A 15,692-nucleotide genomic window follows, 5' to 3' on the forward strand; every position below is an offset into this window, starting at 1 on the left:
GCGATGGACGCCGCCGTGCAACGCGCGCTGGTCGCGCTGGAACTGGAATTGCTGGAACCGGCGGTGCGTGCCTCAGCGGCGCGCGTGGCGGAACTGCTCGACGACGCCTTCGTCGAGTTCGGTGCCTCCGGCCGCTGCTTCGACAAGCCGGCGGTGCTCCAGGCGTTACCGGCTGAGTCGGGCGCATTTCGCTACTGTGCCTTCGACATCGATGTGCAGGTGCTGGAACCGGAGTTGGCGCACCTGCGTTATCGCAGCGAGCGCAGCGGCGGTGGCGAGCCGCCGCGACAGGCGCTGCGCAGTTCGCTTTGGCGGTATCGCGACGGCCAATGGCGCATGCTGTTCCACCAAGGCACGCCGATCCCCGGCGGCGCTTGAAGATCGCGCCGTGGGAGCGGCAGCGCAATCCATGACCAAGAAGACCTCCGCCACGTCCGCGCGCGCCGCCGCGCCGGCGCTGACCCATCTGGACCCGCAGGGATTGCCGACCATGGTCGACGTCTCCGCCAAGGCCGCCACCGCGCGTGTGGCGGTGGCCGAGGCGCAGGTGCGCTTTCCCGCCCGCGTGGCCTCGCAGTTGCGCGCCGATGCGCTGCGCAGCGCCAAGGGCGGCATCGTCGACACCGCGGTGATTGCCGGCACGATGGCGGTCAAGCGCACCCACGAACTGATTCCGTTCTGCCATCCGCTGCCGATCGACGGCTGCCGCTTCGCCATCGACTGGCGCTCGCCGCAGGTGCTGGGCATCGAATGCACGGTGCGCACCGTGCACCGCACCGGCGTGGAGATGGAGGCGCTGACCGGCGCCAGCGTCGCCGCGCTGACCGTCTACGACATGTGCAAGGCGCTGACTCACGCGATGACCATCGGCCCGGTGCGGCTGGTCGGCAAGCGTGGCGGCAAGCGCGACGTCGGGAGCGTGGCATGAGCGCCCAGGTGACCGTGCTGTACTTCGCCAGCCTGCGCGAGGCCGCGGGCTTGGAGCGCGAACAGGTGCATACCGATGCGCCGAACCTGCGCGCGCTGTATGCCGAACTCGACGCGCGCCATGGCCTGCGCTGGCCGCTGGATCGCTTGCGGGTGGCGGTGGACAGCGCCTTCGTCGGCTGGGACGAGGCGGTGCGCGACGGCAGCGAAGTGGTGTTCATTCCGCCGGTTTCGGGAGGCTGAGCCATGTCCACCGAACCGCGTTTCCGGCTGGCCGACCACCCGCTCGACATCGCCACGCTGCGCGCCCCGCTGGCGCACGCCCAGGCAGGCGCCTATGCCAGCTTCGAAGGCTGGGTGCGCGACCACAACGACGGCCGCGCGGTCGACGGCCTGCACTACGAGGCCTACGCCGCACTGGCCGAGGCCGAAGGCCAACGCATCGTCGACGAGGCCCTGGCCCGTTTCGCCATTCTCGACCTGCGTTGCGTGCACCGCGTCGGCGAACTGGCGATCGGCGACCTGGCGGTGTGGGTGGGCGTTGTCGCTGCGCACCGCGGCGCCGCGTTCGACGCCTGCCGCTACGTCATCGACGAGGTCAAGGCACGCGTTCCGATCTGGAAGCGCGAACGCTACCGCGAGGGCGATGCGGGGTGGCTGCATCCGGAGGCGCAGGCGCCGCAACGCGAATAGCAGCGCGCGCGATCAGGTGTCGATCGTGTCTTCGTAGAGGAGGGGGGTAACCCCGCCGGCTGACCGCGCCAGGCATAGTCTGCCGCCGCAAGGCTCTCTGTGCCGTCGCCACGGCCGGAACGAATGACACGCCGGGATGGCGGTTGCTTTCTGCAGGCGCAGCCGCTGCTTGCGATCTAGGTTGATCGTTCGTCGTCGAGAAGGGTGGTAACCCCGCCGGCTGACCTCGGCGCCCGCGTCGATCGATACCGTTGCTGCCTTCCGGCCCTGGCGGGGTTTTCGACCTAGCGTCGCGAGGGGCCGACGGGGCCACCATAGAGACGAAACCGCGCCAGTGGCGCGGTCTTTCCTCATTTGAACACCGCCACAAGGGTGGGAGCATTCTGCGAGAGGACACGCATTCGAATCTGGCGGAGAGAGGGGGATTCGAACCCCCGAAGCGCGGTTTAGACGCTTACACACTTTCCAGGCGTGCTCCTTCAACCACTCGGACACCTCTCCGGGTCTTGCGCGGGCCATGCGGTCCGGGCAAGGGCGGGAATTCTAGCCGTCATGGCCGCCGTTCACAAGACGAATCGCGGCTGCCGCGCTGACCGGCGTCACCTTTGCCCTGTTCATCGTCGCAGGCAGCCCTGCGCCAAAGGTCGGCGCGCGCGTGATTGCGGATGACCGGGCGACTGAACGATCGCGATGGCCCGGCGTGGCACAATGGCGGTTCAGATGAAGACGGTCGCCTGATGTCCTATCTCGTTCTCGCCCGCAAGTGGCGCCCCAAGCGTTTCGCCGAGCTGGTGGGGCAGGAGCATGTGGTCCGCGCGCTCACCAACGCGCTGGACAGCGGCCGGGTGCACCACGCCTTTCTGTTCACCGGCACCCGCGGCGTCGGCAAGACCACCATCGCGCGCATCTTCGCCAAGTCGCTGAACTGCGAGCAGGGCACCAGCGCCGACCCGTGCGGCCAGTGCGCGGCCTGCCTGGACATCGACGCCGGCCGCTACATCGACCTGCTGGAGATCGACGCCGCGTCCAACACCGGTGTGGACGACGTGCGCGAGGTGATCGAGAACGCGCAGTACATGCCCTCGCGCGGCAAGTTCAAGGTCTACCTGATCGACGAAGTGCACATGCTCTCCAAGGCGGCGTTCAACGCGCTGCTGAAGACCCTGGAAGAGCCGCCGGAGCACGTGAAGTTCCTGCTCGCCACCACCGACCCGCAGAAGCTGCCGGTGACGGTGCTGTCGCGCTGCCTGCAGTTCAACCTCAAGCGCCTGGACGAGGAGCAGATCCAGGGGCAGATGACCAAGATCCTGGCCGCCGAGCAGATCGAGGTGGATGCCTCGGCGATCGTGCAACTGGCCAAGGCCGCCGACGGCAGCCTGCGCGACGGCCTGTCCCTGCTCGACCAGGCCATCGCCTATGCCGGCGGTGCGCTGCGCGACGACGTGGTGCGAACGATGCTGGGCACGGTCGATCGCACCCAGGTCGGGGCGATGCTGGACGCCCTGGCCGATGCCGATGGGCAGCGGCTGCTGCAGGTGGTGGCCGGGCTGGCCGAGTTCTCGCCCGACTGGGGCGGGGTACTGGAGGCGCTGGCCGAGGCCTTGCACCGCATCCAGGTGCGGCAACTGGTGCCGGGCGCGGCCATGCCCGCGCTGGACGGACTGGACCCGGCGCCGCTGGCCGAGCGCCTGCGTCCGGAGATCGTGCAGCTGTGGTACCAGATGGCGCTGAACGGGCGCCGCGACCTGTACCTGGCGCCGAGCCCGCGGGCCGGCTTCGAGATGGCGCTGCTGCGCATGCTGGCGTTCCGGCCGATGGGCGCCACGGCGCTGCCGGCCGGCACGACGACCGGCGCGGCCACCCCCACCCAGGGGCACGGCAATGCGACGGCGGCCGCTGCCAGTGCGCCTGCGGCGGCGATGGCGGCACCTGTCGCGGTGGCGGCCGCTGCCCCGGTGGCGCCTGCCGTTGCCGCGCCGGCGCCGGTTCCCGCTGCGCCCGTGGCGGCTGCGCCCAGTGCGGCGGCGGCCCCGCTGGATCCGCCCTGGGATCCGCCGGCACCGCCGGCGGCACGCCCAGCGCCGTCCGCGCCCGTCGCGACGCCGGCGCCAGCGGTCGTTCCGGCCGCGGCCACGGCTGCGGCCGCCGAGCCGGAAATGGCGATGGTGCCGCCGCTGGCGCCGCCGCCGCGCACCCACGCCGCCGTGTCCGATACGCCGCGCGCGCTGCGCAGCGCCGAGGACTGGCTGGAACTGGTCGCCGATTGCGGCCTGAGCGGCCCCTCGCGGCAACTCGCCGCCAACGCCGCCTTCGTCAGCCATGCCGAGGGCGTGCTGCGGTTGTCGCTGTCGCCGGGCTTCGAGTACCTGCAGTCGGAACGCTCGCTGGGCGAACTGGCCGCGGCGTTGGCCGATGCGCTGGGCCAGCGGCCGAAGATCGTCATCGAAAGCGGCATCGCGGTCGATGCCGAAACCCTGCATGAGCGCTCGCACCGGCAACGCGGCGAGCGCCAGAACGCGGCCGAGACCGCGTTCATGAACGACCCGGCGGTGCAGGCGCTGATCCAGCAGCAAGGCGCGCGGGTCGTCCCCGATTCCATCCGTCCCTACGATGAGTGAACCACGATGCGCGGCAATATCGCCCAACTGATGCAACAGGCGCAGAAGATGCAGGAAAACCTGCAGCGCGCCCAGGAAGAACTGGCCAAGCTGGAAGTCACCGGCAGCGCCGGCGGCGGCATGGTCAACGTGACCCTGACCGGCGCCAAGGAGTGCCGCAAGGTGCGGATCGATCCGAGCATCCTGGCCGACCAGGAAATGGCCGAGGACCTGATCGCCGCCGCCTTCAACGACGCCTCCAACAAGATCGATGCCGAATCCAAGGCGCGCATGGGCGCGGCCACCGCCGGCATGCCGATCCCGCCGGGCATGAAGCTGCCGTTCTGAGTTGCCGGGATTCGGGATTCGGGAGTGGGGATTCGCGGTGTCTCGCGAGTGCGCTGCCTTTCCTGCTTCGGTGAATTCCTCTTGCAGGAGCGGCTTCAGCCGCGACCGGTCAGGTCAAGCCGTCGCGGCTGAAGCCGCTCCTACGAAAACATCGCGTGACAGCGATGTTTCTTTTACGAATCCCCAATCCCTACTCCCGAATCCCCAACCACAATGAGCTCGCCCCTGCTCGAACAACTGATCGATGCGTTCCGCGTGTTGCCTGGCGTCGGCCAGAAGACCGCGCAGCGCATGGCGTATCACGTGCTCGAGCGCGAGCGCGAGGGCGGGCAGCGTCTGGCCGAGCGGTTGCACGAGGCGATCGAACGCATCGGCCATTGCGCGCAGTGCCGCGATTTCAGCGAGACCGAGCTCTGCGCGATCTGCGCCAGTCCCGCGCGCGACCGCCAGCAGCTGTGCGCGGTGGAGTCGCCGGCCGACCGCCTGGCGATCGAGCACGCCACCGGCTACCGCGGGCTGTACTTCATCCTGCAGGGCCGGCTGTCGCCGCTGGACGGCATCGGCCCGCGCGAGCTGGGCCTGGACCGGCTGGGCGCGCGGCTGGCGCAGGGCGAGGTGGCCGAGCTGATCATCGCCACCAATTCCACGGTCGAGGGCGAGGCCACCGCGCATTACCTGGCGCAACTGGCGCGTCAGCATGGCGTGCGGCCGAGCCGGCTGGCGCAAGGCCTGCCGCTGGGTGGGGAGCTGGAGTACGTGGATCGCGGCACGCTGTCGCACGCCTTCGGCAGCCGCAGCGAAGTGCCGCGCACCGGCACCGGCGAGTAACCGCCGCACGCGGCTGCGGTGCGACGCCGAATTGGGCTATAACGGCGGCCCCTTCTTTCGTTCCGGGCGCGTTCCATGGACACCATCTTCGGCAAGATCATCCGTCGCGAAATTCCGGCCAGCATCGTCTACGAGGACGACGCCGTGCTCGGCTTCAAGGACATCGCGCCGCAGGCGCCGGTGCATGTGCTCTTCATTCCCAAGCAGGTGGAGATTCCGACCCTGGACGACCTGGCGCCGGAGCAGGCGACCCTGGTCGGCCGGCTGGTGCTGGCCGCGGCCAGCTATGCGCGCGAGCAGGGCCTGGCCCAGGACGGCTACCGGGTGGTGATCAACTGCCGCGAGCACGCCGGGCAGACCGTGTTCCATCTGCACCTGCATCTGCTCGCCGGTGCGCCGCTGGGGCGCTTCGGTACGCCCTGAGCAGCGGCTGGCGCGAACGTGCAGACATAAAAAAACGCCGCTGGATCAGCGGCGTTTTTCGTTGCGGCAGAAACGCAGGGCTTACCACCAGCCCCAGCGCGGGCCCCACGGACCCCACGGGCCGCCCCAGGGGCCGTACGGATAGGCGGGCACCACTTCGACCTGGCGCACCACCGGCCACAGGTACACCACGTCCGCGTCCATCTTCGGCAGGCGGTAGTCGTACTCGCCGATGCGGGTGTTGTCGTAGCCGGACACGTGGCCGATGAAGGTCACCTCGCGGCCGGGCTCGAACACCGCCGGGTCGTAGAAGCCGGCGCGGCAGGCGATGAAGCGGCCATCGCTGGCGTCGGCGGCATCGCTGTCCGGACGGCCGCTGGCGTTGAGCGGCCGCGACAGCATCTGGAAGCAGGTCTGGCCCTGGCTGGGCGTGGTCTTGATGATCTTGCCGCCCCAGCGCACCGGCGCGCCGGCCTGCTGGCCGGCGACCGAGTCGCGCGGGCTGACGGGCGCGAACTGGCCCTGCAGCGGCTTGGGGGCGGTGGCGCAGGCGCCGAGCGCCAACGCAGCGATCACGGGGAACAGCAGGCGAATCTTCATCGGGATGCTCCAGTGGGCGGACGGTGCCTGCGCAGGTCGCGCAACAATGAAGCGCTGTCCGAATCAGCGCCAGCGTAGCGCGCATCGGCGAAACGCCGGCTGAGCGGAATCAGGCTCGCATCGCTGGTTTCCCGCTGTACGCGCGCCGCCCACGCCAGGGCCGGTTCGTGCGGGTCGCGGCCCAGCCCGCGCCGGGCGTAGCGCCGGCCCAGCGCGCGCCATGCCCGCAGCAGCGGATCGCGTTCGCGCTCGCCGCGCGCCAGCCACCACGCCATCGCACCCAGCAGCAGCACCGCGAACCCGGCGAACAGGGCCACCAGTTGGCCGGGATCCAGCTTCGGTACGCCGAACTGACTGAGCAGGCGCTGCTGGCGGTTGGCGTCGAAGGACAGCACCAGGTCGTTCCAGCCGCGTCGTGCCCAGTCGGCGAGGTCGCGCCAGCGCCAGTCTGCGCCGCCGCCCTGCGCGCCGGCATCGCTGCCCAGGCGGTCCTCCAGGGTGTCGTAGATGCGTTCCGGCGCCACCGCCGCGGTCGGGTCCACCCGCACCCAGCCGCGTTGCGGCAGCCACACCTCGGCCCAGGCGTGTGCGTCCATGCGCCGCACCACCCAGTAGTCGCCGAACGCATTGCGGGTGCCGCCGGCATAGCCGGTGACCACGCGCGCAGGAATGCCGGCGCCGCGCATCAGCACCACGAACGCCGAACTGAAGTGCTGGCAGAACCCGGCCTTCTGCTGGAACAGGAACTCGTCCACGCCGTCGCGGCCGGGCAACGGCGTCTCCAGGGTGTAGGCGAAGTCGCGGCGGATCCATCGCAGGGCGCGGGCGACGATCGCCGCGTCGTCGGCGCCGGCCTGCTGCCGCCACTGCCGGGCCAGCGCCAGGGTGCGCGGGTTGTAGCCGGGCGGCAACGCCAGCGCGCGTTGCCGTTGCGCCGGCGCGAGATCGGCCTCCACCCGTTGCGGCAGCGCCGACCGCAGCCGCCAGCGGGTCAGCGCGCTGAGCGGGCGCTCGGTCTGCAGCACGGCGTCGGCCGTCAGCCGGGTGCCGGGCGGTGCCTGCCGCGGCAGGTCCAGGGCGACCAGTTGCCGGCGGTCGGTCGGTTCCACCTCGAGCTGGTAGTCCCAGCCGCCGGGTGCGAGCTGGATCGTGGGTGCCGGCGCGAAGGCGTTGTCGCGCTGCGCACGCCAGGTGCGGCCGTCGAAATCCCACAGCACCGGGCCGCGCCAGTAGCGCTGCGCCGGCGCCGGCACCGGGCCGAAGAACTGCACACGCAACGCCGGGGTGTCGTCGGCCAACAGGTCCAACCATTCCCCGGGGCTCATCGTGTCCGACAGGCCGGGACGGCCCAGCGCACGTTCCGGTACGCCCCACAACGGCGAGCCCAGGCGCGGGAACAGCCAGAACGCGGCCAGCGCCAGCGGCAGGCCCAGCGCCAGCAGACGGCCGACGCCGCGCAGCTGCCCACGCAATGGGCGGCGCGCGCTGTGCCCTTCCTGGTCGGCCAGGCGCTGCATGCACAGCAGCGCCGCGATCACCGCGGCCAGCCCCAGCGCCATCGTCACCGGCCCCTGGTCGAGCAGGAAGGCGGCGAACGGCGCGAACAGGGCGAAGCCGAGCAGGCTGCGCGCGTCGCGCAGGCTCTTCAGTTCCGAGGGCTTGATCGCCAGCATCGCCGCCAGCAGCGCGCAGCCGGTATCGCGGCCGAAGCGCAGGCCGACCTGCCAGTACAGCGCCGCGAGCATGACCGCGACCAGGGCCAGGCGCAGCAGCGCCGGCAGCGGCCGCCACGCCGAACTGGCGCCGATCAGCAGCGCGGACAGCGCGATCAGCCAGGCCAACGTCGCGGGCAACTGCAGCAGCAGCGGCAGCAAGGCCAGCAGCGCCGCGCCAAGCGCCCAGGCGCGGCTGGCGGCGTGCAGTGCGGGCGAGCGTGGCTCAGTCATGCGGCAGCAGCGCCAGCGCGCGCAGGCACAGATGCCGGTGCTGCGGGCCGCGGCCCGGCCCCAGCGCCGGTTGCCCCGGCAGCAGCAGGCGGTAGCGGCGGCCGTCGCGCTCGGCTTCCTCGACCCAGCGCGCCAGCCGCGCGATGCGGCGTTCGTGCGGCAAGGCCGGCAGCGTGCGCCAGTCCAGCACCACGTCCACGCCGATCGGGCGTTCGTACTCGCGCACCAGCAGGGTGTCGCGGCGCGCCGAGTGCTTCCAGGCGATCGCCCGCGGCGCATCGCCGGCGCGGTAGGGACGTAACTGATGCAGTTCCTCGCCGAGCGCGTGCAGGCGGGTCTGGGTCGGGGTGCCGGCGCCTGCAGGCAGCGGCGGGCCGTCGGCTTCCGGTTGCGGATAGACCAGCAGTGGGGTGTCCGGCCAGAACCAGGCCCAGGCGTGCAGCAGGCCCAGCGGCTGGGTGGTGGAGACCTGGATACGCTGCAGGTCCAGCCAGCCGCGACGCTCGGTGGGCACCTCCAGGTCGGCCTCGTTGCGGTCGTCGCGGTGCAGGTCCAGGTAGGTGTGGGCGGCACCGTGGCGCACGCGCAGGCCGCGCCGTCGGCGCCCGTCGGCGGTGGCCAGCGCCAACCGCAGACGCAGCGGCTGCCCGGCCGCCACCGGCTCGGCCGACAGCGCTTCCAGCCGCAGCCCGGACAACTGCAGTTGCGCGGCGATGGCGCTGGCCATTGCGGCCGCGCCGAGCAGCATCGCCAGCAGCAGCGCCGGGTTGTTGTTGTAGTTCAGCGCGCCGAGCAGCATCGCCGCCAGCAGCAGCGCCAGGAAGCCGCCGAACGGCGTGGGCAGGATGTAGATGCGGCGCCGGTCCAACTGCACCGGCAGCGCTTCCGGCGCGCGCGGCGCGGCCAACTGCGCCAGTCGCTGCCGCCAGTCGCGCCGCCCGCCCGGCATCGGTGTCAGTCCACCGCGACGCTGTGCAGGATCGCCTTGGCCAGGGCCTGGCCGGACGCCGATTCCTGCTCGGCCACCAGGCGGTGCTCGGCGACGGCCACGAACAGCGCCTGCACGTCCTCGGGCAGCACATGGCCGCGGCCGAGCAGCAGCGCATGCGCCTTGGCCGCGCGCAGCAGGGCGATGCCGGCGCGCGGCGACAGGCCCACCCGTACGCCCGGATGCTGGCGGCTGCGCGCCAGCAGCGCCTGCACGTAGCCGACCAGCGCCTCGCTGGCATGGATCTGCTCCACGCCCTGCCGCAGCGTGGCCATGTCGGCCTCGCCGAGCAGCGGCTGCGCCTGCGCGATCAGGTCGCGGCGGTCGCTGCCGCTGAGCAGTGCGCGTTCGGCCTCGGCGTTGGGATAGCCCAGCGCCAGCCGCAGCAGGAAGCGGTCCAGTTGCGAGTCGGGCAGCGGGAACGTGCCGGACAGGTCCACCGGGTTCTGCGTGGCGATCACGAAGAACGGCGACGGCAGCGGATGGGTGGTGCCGTCGAGGGTGACCTGCTGTTCGGCCATCGCTTCCAGCAGCGCACTCTGCGTGCGCGGCGGCGCGCGGTTGATCTCGTCGGCGAGCAGCACGTGGGTGAACACCGGGCCGGGATGGAACTGGAACTGGCGCGACTGCGCGTCGTACACCGACACGCCGAGCACATCGGCCGGCAACAGATCGGAGGTGAACTGCACGCGCTGGAAGCCCAGCCCCAGGCTCGCCGCCAGCGCATGCGCCAGGGTGGTCTTGCCCAGGCCGGGCAGATCCTCGATCAGCAGATGTCCGCCGGACAGCAGGGCGACAAACGCCATGCGCACCTGTTGCGGCTTGCCCAGGACCAGCGCGTTGACCTGCTGCTGGGCGCGTGTGAGCGCCTCGCGCAACGTATCGGTTAGCATTTCCTGCAAGCGGAGCGGAGTAGGCATCGCAGTCTCGCAACGGTTTCAAGGAGTGTACGGGCAATGCAAGGGGAACAACGTGCACGCAGCGTCTTCATCGTGCTGTGGACGCTCGTCACCGCCGCCAAACTGCTGGTCGCCGCGCGCCTGCCGTTGTTCGTGGACGAGGCATTCTATTGGCAGGAAGGCCAGCACCTGGCGCTGGCCTACTCGGACCTGCCCGGGCTGACCGCGTGGCTGGCGCGGTTGGGCGTGGCGCTCGGCGGCGACCACCTGCTGGCGCTGCGCGCGCCGTTCCTGCTGCTGGGCGCGGCCGTGCCGTGGCTGATCGCACGCATCGCCACGCGCTGGTTCGGCGCAGTGGCGGGCTGGCGCGCCGGCAGCCTGGCCTTGCTGATGCCGCTGTCCGGCACCCTGGGCATCCTGGCGCTGCCGGACGTGCCGATGGCGCTGGCGACGATCCTGTGCATCGACGCCAGCGCGCGGCTGCTGCGCCAGACCGAGGCGCTGAGCGCGGTGGAGTTGGCGCTGGGCCTGGTCATCGGCGCGCTGAGCCATTACCGCTTCGTCGGCGTGATCGGCGTCGGCGCGATCGCGCTGCTGCTGATCCCGCAGGGCCGGCGCATGCTGCGCGATCCGCAGGTGTGGGTCGCGCTGGCGCTGGGCATGGTCGCCTGGCTGCCGCTGCTGGCCTGGAACGCGGACAACGGCGAAGCCGGTCTCAAGTTCCAGCTGGTCGACCGCCATCCCTGGAGCTTCCAGCCCGCCGGCATCGCCTTCCTGCTGATCCAGTTGCTGCTGGTCACGCCGCTGCTGGCGGTGGCGATGACCAAGGTGGCGCTGATGGCCACGCGCGGCGGCAGCAGCGGCACGCGCGTGCAGTGGCGGTATTTCGGCCTGCTCGGCGGGGTATCCACGCTGGGCATTTTCCTGCTCGGGTTCTTCACCGACGCCGAGCGGGTCAGCTTCCACTGGCCGCTGCCGGGTTATCTGGCGTTGCTGATCGCCACGCCGGTGATCCTCAACGGTTGGAGCAAGCCGCTGCGCCGCGCCACCTGGCTGCTGGCCGGGCTGGGCCTGGTCGGTGCGTTCGGCTACTACCTGGCGGTGTCGGTGCCGGCGGTGCGCGCGCACACCGCCGGCGACAAGTACTACCCGCGCAACTTCGCCGGCTGGCGGCCGCTGGCCGACGCGGTGCGTCGCGAACTGGCGAGCATGCCGCCCGGCACCCAGGTGCTGGCGGACAACTTCAAGGTCGGCGCCGAACTCGGCTTCGAACTGCGCGATCCCAACATCCAGGTGCTGCCGCATCCGTTGAACGACAAGCACGGGCGCAGCGCACAACTGCAGCAGTGGGGTCTGCTCAGCGACGGCCACCGCGACGGTCCACGGCTGCTGGTGCTCTCGCCCAGCGACATGAAGTACCGGCTGCTGCTGCGGCGCTACCACGCGGTCTGCGACCTGGTCGGTCCGCTGCCGCCGCCGCGGGTGGTGTCCAGCGACCACGGCAGCCAGCGCTTCCTGCTGTTCGCGCTGCCGGCGCAGCGCGCGAGCGGGCCTTGCACCACGCCGGCGATGGCCTGGTTCAACACCCCGGACGTGGACGCCAGCGTCGGGCGTCGCTTCGACGTGTCCGGCTGGGCGTTCAAGGACGGCGTGGGGATCGACAGGGTCGAGGTGCTGCTCGACGGCAAGGTCGCGGCGCAGGCGCACTACGGCGACGTCTACGACGTCACCAGGTTCTGGAAGATCTCCACGGATCCCAATCATCCGAACATCGGCTTCCGTGCCACCGTCGATGCCAGTGGCCTGGCACCGGGCACGCACTGGCTGGGCCTGCGCCTGCACGGCCGCGACGGCAGCGTCGAGGACTGGTGGGAACAACCGATCGTGCTGCGCCCGCACTGAGCTAGGATGGCGCGCCTTTCCACGCTGCCGCGCAGGACCGCACGCCGCCCATGTCCAGTTTCTCCTCCGATCGCCCCGCGGCCGCGCCGCGGATCGCGGTGTTGGTGCCGTGCCACAACGAGGCGGCCACCATCGGCCGGGTCGTGGCCGATTTCGCCACGCATCTGCCGGGCGCGCAGGTCCATGTGTTCGACAACAATTCCAGCGACGCCACCATCGCCCGTGCGCGTGCGGCCGGTGCGGTGGTGCGCGAGGTCGCGCTGCAGGGCAAGGGCAACGTGGTGCGGCGCCTGTTCGCCGACATCGAGGCCGACGTCTACGTGCTGGTCGACGGCGACGCGACCTACGACGCGGCGATGGCGCCGGCGCTGGTCGAGCGGCTGCTGCGCGACGGACTGGACATGGTGGTCGGCGCGCGCCGCAGCGACGAAGCGGCGGCGTACCGCGCCGGCCATCGCACCGGCAACGTGCTGCTGACCCGCTGCGTGGGCTTCCTGTTCGGGCGCAGCTTCGACGACATGCTGTCCGGCTACCGGGTGTTCTCGCGGCGCTACGTGAAGTCGTTTCCCGCGCATGCCGCCGGCTTCGAGACCGAGACCGAACTGGCGGTGCACGCGCTGCAACTGCGCATGCCGGTGGCGGAAGTCGACACTGCCTACGGCGCGCGTCCGGAAGGATCGCAGAGCAAGCTGCGCACCTGGCACGACGGCACCCGCATCCTGCTGACCATCCTGCGCCTGTTCAAGGCCGAGCGGCCCTTGCTGTTCTTCTCGCTCGGCTTCGGCGCCTGCGTGCTGCTGGCGCTGGCGCTGGCGGTGCCGCTGTTGCTGACCTATGCGCAGACCGGCCTGGTGCCGCGGTTTCCCACCGCGATCCTGTGTTCGGCGTTGGTGTTGCTGGGCGTGCTGCTGCTGGCCTGCGGGCTGATCCTGGACACGGTCACGCGCGGCCGCATCGAGGCCAAGCGCCTGGCTTACCTGGCGATCCCGGCCTGGCCGGCGGCGGACGCGCAGGGTGCGCATCATGGTGACGGCGCATGAGCACCACTGCTGCTGCGGCGCTGCCGCGCCCGACGCGCCGCCAGCGCCTGCTGGCCGCGCTGGATCGCCGCTTCGCCTTCCACAACCGCGGCAACGTGATCGCGGCGGGTGTGGCGGTCGCGCTCCTGGGTGGGCTGCTGTCGCTGTGGCTGGGCCAGGACGCCAACTGGGACCTGCGCAACTACCACCTGTACAACGGCTACGCCGCATTGCACGGCCGCCTCGGCATCGACCTGGCGCCGGCGCAGATGCAGAGCTACTTCAATCCGCTGCTGGACGTGTTGCATTACGCGCTGTTCGTTGGCTTGCCTGCGCCGCTGGCCGGGTTCGCGATGGGCGTGCTGCATGCACTGGCGTTCCTGCTGCTGGCCGGCATCGTCTGGCAGGTGCTCGACCCGCGGCTGGACCGTGCGCGGCTGGTGCCGTGGCTGGCGCTGGCCGGGCTGTGCAGCGCCGCGTTCCTGTCCGAGTTCGCCGGCACCATGGGCGACAACACCAGCGCGCTGCCGGTGCTGGGCGCGCTGCTCGCCGCACTGCACGCGCAACGCCGCCAACAGGCCGCGGGGCAGGGTGTGGCGCTGGGCTGGTGGGCGCTGGCCGGCGCCCTGCTCGGGCTGGCGATGGCCTGCAAGCTGACCAATGCGCTGTTCGCGCTGGCCCTGGGCGTGGCCGCGCTGGTCGCCGGCGGGCGTCCGCGGCAGCGGATCGGCGGCGCCGTAGTGCTGACTACGGTGACGGTGCTCAGCTTCGCGCTGCTGGCCGGGCCGTGGCTGCTACGGGTGTGGCAGACCTTCGGCAATCCGCTGTTCCCGCAGTTCAACAGCCACTTCATGGCGCCGCTGGCGCAGCCGGTGGCGGTCAGCGACACGCGCTGGTTGCCGAAGACGCTGTGGGAGTGGCTGACATGGCCGCTGCAGTTCTCGTTGGCGCCGAACCGGGTCAGCGAGGTGCGCCTGCGGCAACTGGTATGGCCGCTGCTGTACCTGCTGGGCCTGGTGGCGCTGCTGCGCTGGGTGCTGCGGCGTCCGCGTGCCTCCGCGCCGGCGGAGGTGGTCGCGCCGGCGTGGCGCGCGGTGCTGGTGTTCGTGGTGGTCGCCTTCCTTGCCTGGCAGGCGGCCTTCAGCATCCAGCGCTACCTGGTGGTGCCGGAGCTGCTGGCGCCGCTGCTGCTGTGGGTGGGGCTGCGGCGGCTGCTGCCGGCGCGCATCGCCGCGCCGGCGGCGCGTTGGACCCTGATCGCCTGTGCGGCCTTTGCGCTGTACGGCTGGGGCGAATGGGGGCACGAGCGCTGGGCGCGGCAGGCGTTCCGTGTGCAGGCGCCGCCGATGCCGCAGCCCGAGCGCAGCCTGGTGCTGCTGGTCGGCGATGCACCGGAGTCGTGGCGCGTTCCGTTCCTGCCCGGGCAGGCGGCTTACGCGTCGGTCGCCTCCAATTTCCCGGAAACGCCGGCCTACGCCGCGCGGGTCCGCGAGATGCTGGCGGCGCGCGGGCAGGGCTATGCGCTGTTGCCGGCGGAAGTGGATCGCAATGTCGAGCGCCTGCAGCGGCTCAATGCGGTGGCCGCGCGCCTGGGCCTGGATCGCGGCCCCGACTGCGCGTTGATGCGGCGCCTGGCGCGGCGCCCGGTGCGCGCCGGTGTGGAGGTGGATGCCGGTCGTTGCCGCTGGGTGCTGCTGCCGGAACGGGCCGTGGATGTCGCCGCCGCGGATCGCCAGACCCAGGCGCTGGCGGCGCAGCAACTGGCGCGCTACGGCCTGGCGCTGCAGCCGGGGTCCTGTCAGATCTACCAATCCTGGGTCGGGCAGGCGCGCTTCCCGTACCAGTGGTGCCGGTTGCAGTAAGAGGGCAGCACCTGTCGGCCGGCTAGGGCAGGGTGTAGCCGGCCTCGCGCAGCAACTCGGACAGCGCGATCAACGGCAGGCCGATCAACGCGGTCGGATCCTGGGTCCGGATCGCGCGGAACAGGCTGATGCCCAGGCCTTCGCACTTGAAGCTGCCGGCGCAGTCCAGCGGCTGTTCGGCGGCGACGTAGCGGGCGATGGCGTCGGCCTGCAGGTCGCGGAACTGCACTTCGGTGAGGTCGCAGGCGTGCAGGGTGCGTGTGCCGCGCTGCAGGCACACCGCGGTGTGGAAGCGCACGCTGCGCCCGGACATGGCCGCCAGCTGCGCGTGCGCCGCGGCCACCTCGCCAGGCTTGCCCAGCGGTTGGCCGTCCAGTTCGGCGACCTGGTCCGAGCCGATCACCCAGGCCTCCCCGGCAGTGGCCGCGACCGCCGCCGCCTTGGCCGCCGCCAGCCGCTGCGCCAGCGCCAGCGGCGCTTCGCCGGGCAGCGGGGTCTCGTCGACCTGCGGGCGGGCGCACTCGAAGGGCAGGCGCAGCCGTTGCAGCAGTTCGCGGCGGTAGGCGGAAGTGGAAGCCAGGATCAGCGCGGGCATCGGCGGAAGGGCGGGCGGCGGCAGGCCGGGGCCGGCAGTCTGCGGCGGCTGGCGCAGGCGGGCAA

Annotated in this window: 16 protein-coding genes, 1 tRNA gene and 1 other RNA gene; 11 read left to right on the forward strand and 7 right to left on the reverse strand. The window is 71.5% G+C overall.

The window, feature by feature from the left end; translation table 11 throughout:
• Nucleotides 1–3: 3 nt before the first annotated feature.
• From CEK66_RS16250 to CEK66_RS16265, 4 genes are read left to right on the forward strand one after another with little or no spacing between them, the layout of a single operon-like run.
• Nucleotides 4–378 carry a nuclear transport factor 2 family protein gene (locus CEK66_RS16250; RefSeq protein ID WP_152237584.1) on the forward strand — a complete coding sequence of 125 codons (375 nt, stop codon included), beginning with the start codon at nt 4–6 and terminating at the stop codon, nt 376–378.
• Between the two features lie 31 nt (nt 379–409).
• On the forward strand, nt 410–928 hold the full coding sequence (gene moaC, locus CEK66_RS16255) for a cyclic pyranopterin monophosphate synthase MoaC (protein WP_152237585.1): 519 nt from the start codon (nt 410–412) through the stop codon (nt 926–928).
• Entirely contained in the window at nt 925–1,170 is a 246-nt protein-coding gene (locus tag CEK66_RS16260) for a MoaD/ThiS family protein (RefSeq protein WP_152237586.1), read from the forward strand. Before moaC ends, CEK66_RS16260 begins: the two co-directional genes overlap by 4 nt.
• A 3-nt stretch (nt 1,171–1,173) precedes the next feature.
• Nucleotides 1,174–1,620, forward strand: a complete 447-nt coding sequence (locus CEK66_RS16265) for a molybdenum cofactor biosynthesis protein MoaE (RefSeq protein WP_152237587.1) — start codon at nt 1,174–1,176, stop codon at nt 1,618–1,620.
• Between the two features lie 210 nt (nt 1,621–1,830).
• On the opposite strand, the gene ffs is transcribed toward CEK66_RS16265, so the two are convergent.
• Together ffs and CEK66_RS16275 are read right to left on the reverse strand one after the other, a co-directional pair.
• An RNA gene (gene ffs, locus CEK66_RS16270) (signal recognition particle sRNA small type) lies at nt 1,831–1,927 on the reverse strand.
• Between the two features lie 101 nt (nt 1,928–2,028).
• Nucleotides 2,029–2,121: transfer RNA gene (locus CEK66_RS16275), tRNA-Ser, on the reverse strand.
• 236 nt (nt 2,122–2,357) lie between these two features.
• Between CEK66_RS16275 and dnaX the strand changes: the two genes are divergently transcribed.
• The 4 genes from dnaX (at nt 2,358) to CEK66_RS16295 (ending at nt 5,816) form a co-directional block, all read left to right on the forward strand.
• A complete protein-coding gene (gene dnaX, locus CEK66_RS16280) occupies nt 2,358–4,238 on the forward strand; it encodes a DNA polymerase III subunit gamma/tau (protein WP_152237588.1) in 1,881 nt (626 codons plus the stop codon).
• 6 nt (nt 4,239–4,244) lie between these two features.
• Complete coding sequence (locus CEK66_RS16285; RefSeq protein WP_017909282.1) at nt 4,245–4,565, forward strand: YbaB/EbfC family nucleoid-associated protein; 321 nt, start codon at nt 4,245–4,247, stop codon at nt 4,563–4,565.
• Between the two features lie 213 nt (nt 4,566–4,778).
• Nucleotides 4,779–5,393, forward strand: coding sequence for a recombination mediator RecR (gene recR, locus CEK66_RS16290; protein WP_148828575.1), 615 nt, complete (start codon nt 4,779–4,781; stop codon nt 5,391–5,393).
• 75 nt (nt 5,394–5,468) lie between these two features.
• Entirely contained in the window at nt 5,469–5,816 is a 348-nt protein-coding gene (locus CEK66_RS16295) for a histidine triad nucleotide-binding protein (protein ID WP_010342491.1), read from the forward strand.
• A gap of 81 nt (nt 5,817–5,897) precedes the next feature.
• Here CEK66_RS16295 and CEK66_RS16300 read toward each other — a convergent pair whose 3' ends face one another.
• From CEK66_RS16300 to CEK66_RS16315, 4 genes are read right to left on the reverse strand one after another with little or no spacing between them, the layout of a single operon-like run.
• Nucleotides 5,898–6,416: a Slp family lipoprotein gene (locus CEK66_RS16300; RefSeq protein ID WP_152237589.1), complete on the reverse strand. Its 519-nt coding sequence runs from the start codon at nt 6,414–6,416 to the stop codon at nt 5,898–5,900.
• Nucleotides 6,413–8,362 (reverse strand): DUF3488 and transglutaminase-like domain-containing protein, encoded by a 1,950-nt coding sequence (locus tag CEK66_RS16305; protein ID WP_152237590.1) that lies wholly within the window; start codon nt 8,360–8,362, stop codon nt 6,413–6,415. The genes CEK66_RS16300 and CEK66_RS16305 overlap by 4 nt, the downstream gene beginning before the upstream one ends.
• Nucleotides 8,355–9,311: a DUF58 domain-containing protein gene (locus CEK66_RS16310; RefSeq protein WP_152237591.1), complete on the reverse strand. Its 957-nt coding sequence runs from the start codon at nt 9,309–9,311 to the stop codon at nt 8,355–8,357. Before CEK66_RS16310 ends, CEK66_RS16305 begins: the two co-directional genes overlap by 8 nt.
• 5 nt (nt 9,312–9,316) lie before the next feature.
• The gene (locus CEK66_RS16315; RefSeq protein WP_152237592.1) at nt 9,317–10,270 is read right to left on the reverse strand and encodes a MoxR family ATPase; all 954 of its coding nucleotides are present in this window, start codon (nt 10,268–10,270) and stop codon (nt 9,317–9,319) included.
• Between the two features lie 36 nt (nt 10,271–10,306).
• Here CEK66_RS16315 and CEK66_RS16320 point away from each other — a divergent pair, with 36 nt between their 5' ends.
• The 3 genes from CEK66_RS16320 to CEK66_RS16330 are packed head-to-tail and all read left to right on the forward strand — an operon-like array spanning nt 10,307 to nt 15,032.
• Complete coding sequence (locus tag CEK66_RS16320; RefSeq protein WP_152237593.1) at nt 10,307–12,151, forward strand: glycosyltransferase family 39 protein; 1,845 nt, start codon at nt 10,307–10,309, stop codon at nt 12,149–12,151.
• 50 nt (nt 12,152–12,201) lie between these two features.
• Nucleotides 12,202–13,191 (forward strand): glycosyltransferase family 2 protein, encoded by a 990-nt coding sequence (locus CEK66_RS16325; RefSeq protein ID WP_152237594.1) that lies wholly within the window; start codon nt 12,202–12,204, stop codon nt 13,189–13,191.
• A complete protein-coding gene (locus tag CEK66_RS16330; RefSeq protein ID WP_152237595.1) occupies nt 13,188–15,032 on the forward strand; it encodes a glycosyltransferase 87 family protein in 1,845 nt (614 codons plus the stop codon). Before CEK66_RS16325 ends, CEK66_RS16330 begins: the two co-directional genes overlap by 4 nt.
• 22 nt (nt 15,033–15,054) lie before the next feature.
• On the opposite strand, the gene CEK66_RS16335 is transcribed toward CEK66_RS16330, so the two are convergent.
• Nucleotides 15,055–15,627, reverse strand: a complete 573-nt coding sequence (locus CEK66_RS16335; RefSeq protein WP_152237596.1) for a Maf family nucleotide pyrophosphatase — start codon at nt 15,625–15,627, stop codon at nt 15,055–15,057.
• Between the last annotated feature and the right edge of the window lie 65 nt (nt 15,628–15,692).

The sequence above is a fragment of the Xanthomonas sp. LMG 12460 genome, assembly GCF_009192895.1.
GTDB lineage: Bacteria > Pseudomonadota > Gammaproteobacteria > Xanthomonadales > Xanthomonadaceae > Xanthomonas_A > Xanthomonas_A sontii.